The 13,357-nt window shown below is 69.9% G+C and carries 5 protein-coding genes; all 5 read left to right on the top strand.

Annotation, left to right across the window (positions count from 1 at the left end; translation table 11 throughout):
- Nucleotides 1-163 precede the first annotated feature (163 nt).
- The 5 genes from AC27L4_RS01015 to AC27L4_RS00995 all read left to right on the top strand — a co-directional run bounded on the left by AC27L4_RS01015 (nt 164) and on the right by AC27L4_RS00995 (nt 13,332).
- Nucleotides 164-403, top strand: coding sequence for a hypothetical protein (locus AC27L4_RS01015; RefSeq protein ID WP_487140085.1), 240 nt, complete (start codon nt 164-166; stop codon nt 401-403).
- The gene (locus tag AC27L4_RS01010) at nt 372-503 is read left to right on the top strand and encodes a hypothetical protein (protein WP_487140084.1); all 132 of its coding nucleotides are present in this window, start codon (nt 372-374) and stop codon (nt 501-503) included. Before AC27L4_RS01015 ends, AC27L4_RS01010 begins: the two co-directional genes overlap by 32 nt.
- A 424-nt stretch (nt 504-927) precedes the next feature.
- Nucleotides 928-2,067: a non-hydrolyzing UDP-N-acetylglucosamine 2-epimerase gene (gene wecB, locus AC27L4_RS01005; protein WP_487140083.1), complete on the top strand. Its 1,140-nt coding sequence runs from the start codon at nt 928-930 to the stop codon at nt 2,065-2,067.
- A gap of 54 nt (nt 2,068-2,121) precedes the next feature.
- Nucleotides 2,122-5,022 (top strand): polysaccharide pyruvyl transferase family protein, encoded by a 2,901-nt coding sequence (locus tag AC27L4_RS01000; protein ID WP_487140082.1) that lies wholly within the window; start codon nt 2,122-2,124, stop codon nt 5,020-5,022.
- 480 nt (nt 5,023-5,502) lie between these two features.
- The gene (locus tag AC27L4_RS00995) at nt 5,503-13,332 is read left to right on the top strand and encodes a CheR family methyltransferase (RefSeq protein ID WP_487140081.1); all 7,830 of its coding nucleotides are present in this window, start codon (nt 5,503-5,505) and stop codon (nt 13,330-13,332) included.
- Nucleotides 13,333-13,357 lie beyond the last annotated feature (25 nt).

Raw genomic sequence — 13,357 nt, 5'->3', positions numbered from 1 at the left:
GCTGCGACGGTGCGATCCCCCGGCCCGGGCGCTCCCGGCCGGGGCGTGCCGTCCGTCCATGCCGGCAGGCCGCTCCGCGACGGCAACCGAAGCAAATCCCGGGGCGACCCGGCATCATGGAGGGGGCGGACCGCAGCCTGTCCAGATCATGTGAGGATGCCGGATGCTGAAGGACATTCCGCCCGATCAGCTGTCCGAGGTCATCGGCCAGGCGACCGCGCCCGCCTTCCTGCTCGGCGCCGTCGCGGGCCTGATGTCCCTGCTCGTGAACCGCCTCGACGGCATCGCCGAGCGCGTCGGCCGCCTGAGAGCCGAGGAGACGGGAAGATCGATCAGCAGCCCCGAAGCACGCGCAGGGGCGCGCCAGGCTGGTGAAATGGGCCTTCTACCTGTGCGCCCATAGCGGGATCGTCACGGGCTGGATGATCATCCTGTCGTTCGTGGACGCCCTGTTCGGCTTCAACAACAACAAGTGGATCACCCTCTCCTTCATCGTGGCCTGATCTGCTTCACCTCCAGCCTGCTTCTCCTCCTGCTGGACGTCCGTGCCTCGCTGACCGACGTGGTCATGGACGCGGAGGACGCCGGCAAGGCCGCCCACCCCGGCTTGCCGAAACAGCCCAGCGATACGGAACCTGTTTCGCGGCAATCCCCGGCATCTCCTACCCTGGCGACAGGGGAAGTTTTTCTTTTGCCGGCAATCAAGGTTCGCTGCGTCAGAGGCTGTGGACGATGGTGCAGAATGGCAAGGGGAAGCCAACTGTGCCAGTCCGGCGCCGGGTTTCTTCAGAACTCCTGTAATCCGCGAAACAAATATGCAGCGGCACCGCCAAAAGCCCATATATTAGGCAGAAGCACTTGACTTTCGCGAGGGGCCCCCGCACAGGAGTGCGCTACTCAAAGCCATGTACTGATATGGAGGCGGACGTGCGGGTCCTCGTCGTCATGGGAACACGGCCGGAAGCTGTAAAGCTGGTGCCGGTGATCCTGCAACTCAAGCGAGCAGGCCATGCGGTCAGCCTCTGCGTCACCGGGCAGCACCGCAGCATGCTCGAGCAGATCATGACCGGCTTCGAGGTCGAGGCGGATTTCGACCTCGACGTCATGTCCGCCAACCAGACGCTGGAGAACATCGTCGAGCGGGTGCTCAACCGGATGAAGCCGGTGCTGGAGCAGGTCAAGCCCGACGTGATCCTGGTGCAGGGCGACACCTCCACGAGCTTTGCCGCGGCCCTGTCGGGCTTCCTGAACAAGTGCCCGATCGGGCATATCGAAGCCGGCCTGCGCACCGGCAACCTGCGCTCTCCCTGGCCCGAGGAGGGCAACCGGCGGCTGATCGGCTCGATCGCCGACTACCATTTCGCGCCGACGACGGTGTCCCGCGACAATCTGCTGCGCGAGAACACCGCGGCGGACCGGATCTGGGTGACGGGCAACACCGTGATCGACGCCCTGCAGTTCGCCGTCGACAAGCTCGACCGCGACCCGGCCTTCGCCGCCAGCGCCTGCGCCGACCTGCCGACCTTCGACCCGACCAAGCGCCTGATCCTGGTGACGGGCCATCGCCGCGAGAATTTCGGGCAGGGCATCGACGAATTGTGCAAGGCGCTGCGGGCGCTGGCCGAGCGCGGCGACTGCGAGCTGGTCTATCCCGTCCACCTCAATCCGAACGTGCGCGGCCCGGTGCTGGAGCGGCTGGGCGACAGCCCGAACATCAAGCTGATCGATCCGGTCGGCTATTTCTCCTTCGTCTCGCTGATGCAGCGCAGCTATCTCATCGTCACCGATTCCGGCGGCGTGCAGGAGGAAGCGCCCTATCTCTCCAAGCCCGTGCTGGTCACCCGCGACACCACCGAGCGGCCGGAAGCGGTGGAAGCGGGCGTGGCGCGCCTCGTCGGCCCCAACAGCGAAGCCATCGTCGCGGCCGCCACGGCGCTGCTGGACGATCCGGCCGAGTACGAGCGGATGTCGAAGGGCGGCAGCCCCTATGGCGACGGCACCTCCGCCGCCCGGACCGTGACGCTTCTGGAGACCCTGTTTGCCCGGCCTCCCGCCGGCGCTGCCTGACGGCGTCCGCCGTCGCGATGGTGAGCAGCTCTTTCTTTTATCAGGTCATCGACAATGAACCCGCATATTGAAGCAAAGCGTGTTGAACTGAGCTCGGCCCAGATCCTGGCTCCCGACCCGCGGCGCGTCCTGTTCATCGGCCGTTCCGTCAACGGCACGACCGACATCGTCTCCTGCCTCTATCGCGCCCTGCTGAACCTGGGGCATCATGTCTTCAACCTCGACACCAAGCTGCACAACACCGCGGTCAGCAACCCGCACCGCCTGCAGGGCGGCAACGGGCCGATCTATGTCAGCCTGCCCTACATCGAAGCGATCCTGAAGAAGTTCCGGCCGCAGATCATCGTCCTGTGCGCCGGCGGCCTGACCTTCTCGCCGGAGGACGCGGCCAGGCTGCGCGAGCGCGGCATCATCACCGTCGGCCTGACGCTGAGCGACCCGGACGTCTTCCCGGGCGCGGTGACCTATGCGAAGAACTTCGACTTCCACACCACGAACGCCAGCCACGCCATGGGCATGTACCATGACGCCGGCGTCGAGAACACGCTCTACTTCCCCTTCGGCATCGACCGGGGCTTCGTCACCCAGAACGTTCCGCGCGCCCCCGACCTGGTCGCCGACGTCATCTGCCTCGGCCATGCGACCAACCGGCCCGACCGCAACAGCATGATGACCAGGCTCGCGGCCAAGTTCAACGTCAAGACCTATGGCAGCGGCTGGGAGCTGCCGAACAGCGAGATCGTCGGCGGCCGCCGCCTGCTCCAGGCCAGCCGCGAGGGCCGCATCCACGTCAACTTCCCGGCGACGCGCGCCGGCTATACCAACGTCAAGTGCGGCGTGTTCGAGACCATCGGCAGCGGCGCGCTGCTCAGCACCTCGGTCTTCGAGGAGATGGGGCGCTTCTTCGAGTACGGCCGGGAGATCATCGGCTACAACGATCACGACGAGCTCGCGGCGCAGATCGAGGCGGTGCTGACCGAGCCCGGCCGCTATCGCGCCATGACCGAGGCGGCCTTCAACCGCCTGATCAAGGAGCACCTCTACGAGCATCGCTGGCTGACGCTCTTCGCCGAGATCGAGGCGCTCGTCGCCAAGCCGCCGGCGTGGCTCGCCGACCGGGCCTCGACGTTCGCCGAGGTGCTGGCCGAGCCGGTGCCGCGCACGAAGCGGGTGATCGTCAGCGGCTTCTACGGCGCCTCCAATCTCGGCGACGAGTTGCTGCTCCAGTCGATCGCCGGCTCGATCGAGAAGGCCGATCCCTCGACCCAGGTCGTCGTCTGCGCCGAGAATCCGCGCGCGGTCGAAGCCCAGCGCGGCTACCAGGCCTATCCGCGGCGCGACCACGCCGACTCCGCCTACCACGTCAAGACCGCGAGCGCGGTCGTGGTCGGCGGCGGCGGCCTGTGGCACGACTACACCTTCCTGCAGAGCGGCGGCCTGCTCGGCCTGTTCATGGGCACGACCTTCTCCATCGCCGGCTTCAGCATCCTGCCCCTGCTCGGCACGATGCGCGACGTGCCCTTCTTCGTGACCGGCCTCGGCGTCGGTCCGCTGGACAATCCGGAAGCCCGCAGGATGGTCCGCTTCGTCGGCGAGAAGACGACCGAGATCGTGGTGCGCGACGAGGACTCCAAGGCGCTTCTGGACGAGATCCTCGGCGATCCCAGCCGGACCGTCTTCGCGCCGGACCTGGTCTATGCGCTCGACCTCACGCGGCGCGAGCCCGTGCTGGAGATCGCCGAGATGAAAGCCGGCGGCCGGCGGCTGGTCGGCCTGAGCCTGCGCAAATGGGCCCGCGAGGGCGGCGAGAACCTGGTGCAGCGGATGGCGGAGGCGCTCGACGCCATCGCGAGCAAGCACGAGATCGCCATCGTCGGCATCCCGATGCAGCTGGGCGAGATGCATGACCAGCAGATCATCAGGCAGGTCTATGCCGCCATGACGGTGGAGTGCCCGCGGATGGTGCTGCCGCAGGAAGCGACGGCCGAGCAGTTCATCTGGACCCTCGAGCAGTGCGACCTGCTGATCGGCATGCGCCTGCATGCCTGCCTGCTGGCGCACCGGCTCGGCACGCCGGTGGTCGGCCTGGCCTATGACGACAAGGTCGCCCATCACTTCGCCCAGATCGGCCGGGCGGCGCTGGCCCACCGGCTCACCGATCCGATCCCGGGCATCGTCGCTTCGGCCCTCGACTGCCTCGACCGCGGCCGCTCGCTGCCGAGCGAGACGACGAGCAAGGTGCGCGAGCTGGAGGAGGCGAGTTCGTCCCAGCTGGAGCGGACCGCCAGGCGCATCGCCGAGAGCCCGGCGAACTACGCTGTCTACGAGATCCCCGAAGGCGCCCCCGTGACGGCGCCCGCCGCGGCCAAGGGGAAGGCCAAGGCGGAGCCGGTCGATCCGTCGGTCGTCGTGAGCCCGGCCGTGCGCCAGGTCACCCAGTCGCTCGACCGCAACGGCGCGCCGCTCGCCCACAGCCATCGCGTGACGAAGGAGCGCATCCTCTTCCAGATCGAGGACGACAACCCGGCCCCCGACACCTGGGTGACGATGGAGCTGGACGTGCCGGTACGCCGGGACGGTGGCTTCGTGCTGAGCTTCGACGTGCTGCCCGGCGACGGCCGGCCGACCGAGTCGGCCAAGGCGCCGCTTCGCCGCGCCCGGCTGTTCTACGAGATCAGGATCGGCGACCAGATCGTCATCAGCGACGACATGGAAGCCTGGAAGGAAGCCAACACCATCCGTGTCTACGGCACGGCGATGAAAAGCATCCGGGTCACGGCCACCGTCAAGTTCACCAAGACCGTGATGAAGAGCTCGCTGTGGAAGCGTTTTACTTGCCTGCGGCTGCAGGACTTCCGCTGGAAGCCGATCGCCTATGACGGCGACCTCCAGATCGCCCAGACCAGCCCGTTCGCCACCGTGAACAAGGTCCAGGCCGAAGCCTCGGCGGCGTGAAGGGCAGGCGCGGACGGTCCGGCACGTCCCCGTGCGACGCCCGCCGGCCCGGCACCGTCCCATGCGAGCCGGCGCCGTGGCCGGGTCCGCAACCAGGTCCGGCATACCTGCGTCCCCGCCGCCCCGGCTCGCCGCGGGCGGCAGGCGCACGCGCCCTACCGTTCCGCTGCCTTCGGCGGACCGGAGCGCCGGGGGACCTCCGCCCTCAACAATCCGCCGCCCGCCACCGCCGCCCCTCTATTGCCCGGCGCAGAAGTAAGATACTGCTGCGAGACAAACGGCCAGGGGCTCGCTCGCCCCGGCGCAGGCATTTGTCCGAACGTTCTCTCGGCGCCGGACCGATTTGTCTCGACCCATCACGGAAAGGAAGGGTGAGCCTCATGATGCTACCAGCACGAATTCTCGGCTGCACGCCCTCCTTCTGCTGAGCCCGCCTTCGGACCTGAAGCGCACGATCCTTACCGACTCCGTGGATAAGCGATGGAAGTCGAACTCACTGTCCCCTTCTACGACGATCTTCTCTTCCAGTTGCACGATTTGTTCGTTCGCTGCGACGAGGTCGGTCTCGGTGCCAAGGTGTCCCGGCAGATAGCCCTGCTGGCGCCGAACCGCATTTCCCTCCTCATGCGCTATCTCAGCGAAGCGGAGGCAGGCGGCACCCCGGAGATGGAACGGGAGGATCTCGCCGCCGCGGTGGTGGGACGGATGGACGACACCCAGCTGTCGCGTGCGCGTGTCCTCCTGAAGAAGAAGGGCTATGGCCGGGCCGCCGCGGCCGCATCCGGCCGGATGGTTTCCGCCCAGCCCGACCAGATCCGCCTGCTGGCGCAGTATCTCCAGGACCTGCTGGACGGATGCTCGGACCAGGATCGCCAGGAGCTCGCCACGGCCGCCATCGAGCGGATCGACAGCGCGGATCTGCCGCGCGTGCGCACGCTGCTGAAGCGGCAGGGCTTCGGGCTGGCGGCGGCGAGCGCATCCCGCCGCATGGCCGCCGAGCAGCCGGCGCTGCTGCGGCTGCTGATGCTCTATCTTCAGGATGTGAGGGACGGCACGCCCGAGGCCGAGCGCGAGGACTTTGCGGCGGCCGCGGTCGGCTGGCTGGACAGCACGGATCTGCCGCGCGTGCGCACGCTGCTGAAGAAGCAGGGTTTTTTCCGAGCCGCCGCAGCCGCATCCCGCCGCATGGCCGCCGAGCAACCGGCACAGACGCCGCTGCTGCTGCAGTATCTCCAGGATCTGCTGGACGGCAGCGTGGACCAGGAGCGCGATGCGCTCGCCGCCGCGGCAGTCGAGACGATGGACGGTGTCCATCTTCCACGCGCGCGCGCGCTCCTGAAGAAGAAGGGCTGTGATCAGGCCGCCCTGGCCGCATCCCGACGCATGGCGGTCGAGCAGCCGGGAGAGGAGCGGCAGTTCCTGTACCTTCGCGATCTGCTGGACGGTCCCGACCAAGATCGGGATGCGTCCGCTGCCGCCGCCATCGCGGGGATGGATATCACCGCCCTGCCCCGCGCTCATGCCCTGCTGAAGAAACGCGGCTGCGTGCAGGCCGCCTTCGCGGCATCCCGGCGCATGGCCGCCGAGGCGCCCGCCCAGTCGCCGTTCCTGCTGCTCCATCTCCAGGATCTGCTCGAGGCCGGGCCGGACACCGAGCGGGACGACTCCGCCGTCTCGCTGGTCGAACGGATGGATGGCGGCCACCTGGCGCGCGCGCGCCTCCTGCTGAAGAAGCACGGCTGCAACCGGGCCGCTCTCCTCGCCTCCCGCCGCATGGCCGCCGAGCAGCCGGCACAGACGCAGTTGCTGCTGCTCTACCTCCAGGATCTGCTCGATGCCGGCCCTCAGCCGGACCAGGACGAGCTCGCCGCCGCCCTGATCGAACGGCTGGACGGAGAATCCCTGCCGCGCACGCACGCCCTGCTGAAGGCACGAGGCTGCAACAGGGCCGCCCTGGCGGCCTCCCGCCGCATGGCCGTCGAACGGCCGCAGCAGACCCCGCCGCTGCTCCATCTCCGGGATCTGCTGGACGCAGCAGCGGACCAGGACCGCGACCAGCTCGCCGCCGCCCTGGTCGAAGGACTGGATGGCGACCACCTCCCGCGCGCATACGCCTTGCTGAAGGCACGGGGTTGCAGGGGCGCCGCGCTGGCAGCTTCCCGCCGTATGGCCTCCGAACGGCCGGAACAGGCTCAGCCGCTGCTCTATCTGCGGGATCTGCTGGACGCCGCGCCGGAGGGGGAGGGGGACGCGCTGGCCGTGCCGGTGATCGAGCAGATCGACGGCGCCGACCTGCCGCGTGCGCGGGCGTTGCTCAGGGCGCGCGGCTGCCCCCGGGCGGCCCTCGCAGCCTCTCGCCGCCTGGCATTCGAGCAACCGCCGCGGGAACAACTCCAATATCTCCAGGAACTGCTCGACGCCGGCGCAGAGCAGGGCCGGGAGGACATCGCCGCGGCGCTGGTCGAGCAGATCGACGGCACGTATCTGAAGCGGGCGCGGTCGCTGCTGCGCAAGCACGGCCTCGACCGGGCCGCGCTGATCGCTTCACGGCGCATGACCTTCGAGCAGCCCGGCCAGTCACCGATTCCCTATGTCCAGGCCGTGCTCGATACGGGCGCGGAGCAGGAGCGGGAGACGCTCGCCGTCGCGGCGGTCGAGCACATGGACGAGGCCTATCTGCCGCGCGTGCGGACGCTTCTGAAGAAACAGGGCTACGAGCAGGCCGCCCTGGCTGCGTCCCGCCGGCTGGCCCTCGCCACGTCGGCGCACAAGCAGACGGTGCTCGGCTATCTGCAGGATCTGCTGGACGGCGCCCCCAGGAGGGAACGCGAGGACCTCGCCATCGCAGCGGTCGAGAGGATCGGCACGGCCCATCTGGCCTCGGCCCGTCAGTTGTTGAAGAAGCGCGGCCAGCACCGGGCCGCCCTGGCCGCGTCGCGGCGCCTGGCCTTCGACCCGTCGGCGCACAAGCAGACGGTGCTCGGCTATCTGCAGGACCTGCTGGACGGCGCCCCCAGGAGGGAACGCGAGGACCTTGCCGTCGCGGCGGTCGAGCGGATCGGCGCGGCCCATCTGGGCCCGGCCCGCCTGCTGCTGAAGAAGCGCGGCCATGGCCGGGCCGCCCTGGCCGCGTCGCGGCGCCTGGCCTTCGACCCGTCGGCGCACAAGCAGACGGTGCTCGGCTATCTGCAGGACCTGCTGGACGGCAGTCCGGAGCAGGAACGCGAGGATCTCGCCGTCGCGGCGGTCGAGCGCCTGGGCACCGCCCACCTCGATCCCGTGCGCTCGCTGCTCCGCAAGCAGGGCCATGGCCGGGCAGCCCTGGCCGCATCGCGCCGCATGGCCTTCGAGCTGCCGGCGCAGACGCCCCTGCTGCTGCAATATATCCGTGACCTGCGGGAAAGCGGCGCCGAGCAGGAGCGGGAAGGCCTCGCCCTGGCCACGGTCGAGCGCATCGACAACGCCGACCTGCCCCAGGCGCGCAAATTGCTGAAGAGGCAGGGATTCGACCGGGCCGCCTTGGCCGCCTCGCATCGCATGGTCTTCGAACAGCCGGGACAAGCCCGGCTCCTGCTGCAATATCTCCAGGATCTGCAGGACGGCGCCCCGGAACGGGCCAGGGAGGAACTGGCCACCGCCGTGGTGGCGCACATGGACCTCGCCGACCTGGCGCGGGCACGGGCGCTCCTGAAAAAGCAGGGATTCGGCCTCGCCGCTGCGGCCGCAACCCGTCGCATGGTCGTCGAGCAGCCGGGGCAAGCCAAGCTCCTGCTGCAATATCTCCAGGATCTGCGGGACGGCGCCCCGGAGGATGACCGGGAGGGGCTGGCCGCTGCGCTGGTCGAGCATATGGATCCCGCCGACCTGCCGCGCGCGCGCCTCCTCCTGAGGAAGCAGGGATTCGGCCCGGCCGCCGCAGCCGCGGCCCGCCGCATGGTCCTGGCGCAGCCGGGACAGGCCAAGCTGGTGCTGCAATATCTCCAGGACCTGCGGGACGGTGCCTCCGAGCGCGACAGGGACGAACTCTCCGCCGCCCTGGTCGAGCACATGGACGGCGCCGACCTGCCGCGGATGCGCGTGCTCCTGAAGAAGCAAGGCTTCGGCCGCGCAGCGGCGGCGGCATCCGGGCGCATGGTGCTCGAGCGGCAGGGACAGAAGGGCCTGCTGTCGCAGTATCTCCAGGATCTGCGCGAGGGCGTCTCCAGCGAGGACCGGGATGATCTTGCCGCCGCCGTGGTCGAACGCATCGGCCTCGCCGACCTGCGGCGGGTCCGCGGCATCCTGAAGAAGCAGGGCTTCGGCCGGGCGGCGGCGGTGGCGTCGCGCCGCATGGCCCTCGCCCAACCGGTTCCGAAGGGACCGCTGCTGCAGCATCTGCACGACCTGCGGGAGGGCGTTCCGGACCAGGAGCGGCAGGCCTTCGCCGCGGTCGTCGCCGAGCGGATCGAAGGTCCCTACCTGCCACGGGCCCGCGCCTTGCTGAAGGCGCAGGGCTTCGGCCAGGCCGCCTTGAGCGCCTCGCGCCGCCTCGCCTTCGAGCCCCCGATGCAGACGCCGCTGGTGCTGCAATACCTGCAGGACCTGCGCGACGCCGATCCGGATCAGGATCGGGAGGCGCTCGCCGCCGAGGCAGTCAAGCGGATGGACAATGCCGACCTGCCGCGGGCTCGGGCTCTGCTGCGCAAGCAGGGCCTGAACCGGGCCGCCCTCGCCGCATCGCGCCGCATCGCCTTCGAGCAGCCGGCCCAGACGCCGCTGCTGCTGCAGTATCTGCAGGACCTGCGCGACGCCGGTCCGGACCAGGACCGGGAGACACTCGCCGCCGAGGCGGTCAGGCGGATGGACGGCGCCGACCTGCCGCGAGTCCGCAGCCTGCTGCGCAAGCAGGGCCTGAACCGGGCCGCCCTCGCCGCTTCGCGCCGCATCGCCTTCGAGCAGCCGGCCCAGACGCCGCTGCTGCTGCAGTACCTGCACGATCTGCGCGACGCCGGTCCCGACCAGGACCGGGAGGCGCTTGCCGCCGAGGCGGTCGAACGGATGGACGGCGCCGACCTGCCGCGGGTCCGTGCGCTGCTGCGCAAGCAGGGCCTCAACCGGGCCGCGCTCGCCGCATCACGGCGCATCGTCCTCGATCAGCCGGACCAGACGCCGCTGGTGCTGCAATATCTGCAGGACCTGCGCGACGTCGCACCGGACCAGGATCGGGAGGCGCTTGCCGCCGAGGCGGTCGAGCGGATGGACGGCGCCGACCTGCCGCGCGCCCGGGCTCTGCTGCGCAAGCAGGGCCTCAGCCGGGCTTCTCTCGCCGCGTCGCGGCGCATCATCCTCGATCAGCCGGACCAGACGCCGCTGGTGCTGCAATATCTGCAGGACCTGCGCGACGTCGCGCCGGACCAGGATCGGGAGACGCTCGCCATCGAGGTGGTCGAGCGGATGGACGGCGCCGACCTGCCGCGGGCCCGGGCGCTGCTGCGCAAGCAGGGCCTCAGCCGGGCTTCTCTCGCCGCGTCGCGGCGCATCATCCTCGATCAGCCGGACCAGACGCCGCTGGTGCTGCAATATCTGCAGGACCTGCGCGACGTCGCGCCGGACCAGGATCGGGAGACGCTCGCCATCGAGGTGGTCGAGCGGATGGACGGCGCCGACCTGCCGCGCGCCCGGGCACTGCTGCGCAAGCAAGGCCTCAGCCGGGCAGTGCTGGCCGCGTCCCGGCGCCTGGCCGCCGAGCAGCCGGCCCAGTTGCCGTTGCTGCGGCAGTATCTTCAGGATCTGCAGGATGCCGGCCTGCCCCAGGAACTGGATGCCGCAGTCCTCGACCGCGCGAGCGCCGAGGCGATGGACCCGGCGACGCTGGCGCGCATGGCCGCCTCGCTCCGAAGCCAGGGCCTCGGCCTGGCCGCAGCGCGGCTCGCCGGCTCGGCGGCGGCGCTTCGAGGTTTCCGGCCCCAGGATCTGGTGGCCTATCTCGCCGATCTCCGCGAGGCAGGGCTCGATGCCGCCGAACGGAGCGACGCCTTGCTTCGGCTCGTGCCGGCGGATGCCGATCCGGCGATGCTGGAGCGCTGCCGGAAGGCCCTGGCCCAGGAGGAGGCCTATGCCGGGGCAATGGCGCTCTCCAGGCGGCTCCTGGCCGAGAATCCGGAGGATCTCCGCCAAGTCCTCCGGCTGTTCGGGGAGCTGAAAGCGATTGCGGGCGCCCCCGGCGAAGCCGAGATGATCGGCGACCTGCTCGACGGTCCCTATCCTCCGTCGATGCTCGCCCCCTTGGCCAAGGCTCTCAGGAGCCGCAACTTCAACGCCGCCGCCGCCGCGGTCTCCGCCAGGCTGGTGCGTGAACGGCCCGACGACCTCGGCCTCCTGCTCAGGCATCTGGACGATCTGCACACGCTCGGCCGCAGCGGCGAGGAACTCGGCGAAGCGACCCGCCGGCTGCTGCAGCCGCGGCAGGACGCGGCCTCGCTGCGGTGGTTCAAGACCCTCCTGGCGCGCCGGGGCTATCTGCCGGCGGCGGTCGCGGTCGTCGACTGCCTCCTGGCGCAGGCGCCCCTGGATCCGCGCGCCATCCTCGGCTATCTCGGCGAGTTGCGCCGTCTCGAAGACCCTCGCAACCCGGCACAGCTCGTCGAAGCGCTGGTGGACGGCTCAAGCGCCCCCCTGGACCTGCAGAAGCTTGCCGCGCAGCTGCGCATGCAGGGATACACGGCGCCGGCCGCCATGGTCTCGCGCCGGGTCGCCCTCGCCGCCCCGCACCGGCCGATCGACCTCGTCCACCACCTGGAGGACCTGGCCGAGGTCCCGGCGTCGGATGCCGACAAGGCCCGCAGCGTCGCCGAGGTCCTGGACCGGATCGACGATCCCGATCAGCTCGGAAAATTCCGAACGCTGCTGACGACGCGCGGCTTCTCCGACGCGGCCGCCGAGGCCGACCGCCGCATCGGCGCCTTGCTGGGCGACGACCCGCCGGCAGGCGCGGACGAGGTGCAGCCCCGGCGACCCGTCAACCTCCTCGACCGTCTGGCGGAACTGGCGCGCGACGGCGGCGAGCCTGCCTCCACGGCCGCAGCCGCCGAGCATGTCGCGGCCATGGACGATGAAGCGGCACTGGTCAAGCTCGGCAACATCCTGCGGCAGAAGGGATTCCTGGCCGAGGTGGTGGCCGTGTCGCGTCGTCTGGTGCAGGTGAGGCCGGACAATCTCCCGGCCATCCTGCGCCATGTGCAGGACCTGCGCGCCGCCCAGGCGAAGGGGCCGGCAGTGGACACGGGCCTGGACGAGCTCTTCCGCGACATCCGCGATCCCGCCATTCTCGGCCCGCTGGCCAGCGGGCTTCGCCATGCCGAGCTGAATGCCGTCGCGGCCCGGATCTCGGCGCGCCACCTGATCCTGGAGCCGGACAACACCAGTATCGTGCTGCCGCACCTGCGGGACCGGCGCGAGGCGGGCGAAGCCGTCGCGGATCTGCCGGATCTGCCGATCCTCCTGTCCACGACCCAGGGTCGGATCAACCACAAGTTCACGCACGACAACAGCGTGGAGCCACCTGCCGCGGCCGCGAAGGCGGCGAAGGCGGATGGCAACAGCAAGGCGGTGCCGACCAGCACGCTGACTTATCGCAACCCGCCGCAGTTGGAGCTGCTGTGCCGCGCCTGCGAAGGACTGGTGCGTGCGCGTGGGCAGATCAGGCTGCATGTCTTCGCCGAAAGCACCGGCGAGGAAGTGTTCACCCTGGTCATCGAGCTCTACCGGCGCGGCCTGCTCGGCTCCGTGGACATCAGCGCTTCGGACGTGGAGGCCGACCTGGTGGAGAAGGCCCGGGGCGGGGAGATCGATTTCCGCAACCTGCTGCGCGTTCCCCAGGAGCTGCGCGAAGCCTGCTTCGAGCGGACCGGACCGGACGCCTTCCGCCTGATCGAGCCGCTGCGGGCGCGGGTGCATCACACCCTGGTCGACCTCACCGGGCAGCTCGACCTGCCCGGCCTCTACGACGTGATCCTGATGCAGAACCTCCTGCCGCACCTGCCGCGGGAGAAGCAGGACGCCGCCCTGCGCAATGCCCGCTCCGTGCAGCGCCTTGGCGGCGTGCTCGCCATCGGCGGCAACGCCGCAACAGGCCCCTACGACACGCTTCTCGCCTTGGGCTACGAGCCGGATCCCGAGCTGGCGTACGAGATCTATGAGTCCTGGGAGCTGCAGCGCAAGGCCTGGAAACCCGCCGACGCCCCCTACTGGTCGCTGCCGCCAATCCCCGACGGCGAGCCGGCGGCGCGGTATGCCTCGGTCTTCCGCCTGTTGCGGTCGGGCAAGCGGTAGCACGGGTGGCGGCACAGCCTCCGGC

This window comes from Labrys sp. Lb11, assembly GCF_057554225.1.
The sequence above is the reverse complement of the archived record's forward strand: the minus strand, read 5'-3'. Positions and strand labels throughout refer to the sequence as shown.

Excerpts from the sequence above, each read along its gene's own strand:
- AC27L4_RS00995 (WP_487140081.1), top strand. The coding sequence starts at position 5,503 with ATGGAAGTCGAACTCACTGTCCCCTTCTACGACGATCTTCTCTTCCAG.
- AC27L4_RS01000 (WP_487140082.1), top strand. The coding sequence starts at position 2,122 with ATGAACCCGCATATTGAAGCAAAGCGTGTTGAACTGAGCTCGGCCCAG.
- AC27L4_RS01015 (WP_487140085.1), top strand. The coding sequence starts at position 164 with ATGCTGAAGGACATTCCGCCCGATCAGCTGTCCGAGGTCATCGGCCAG.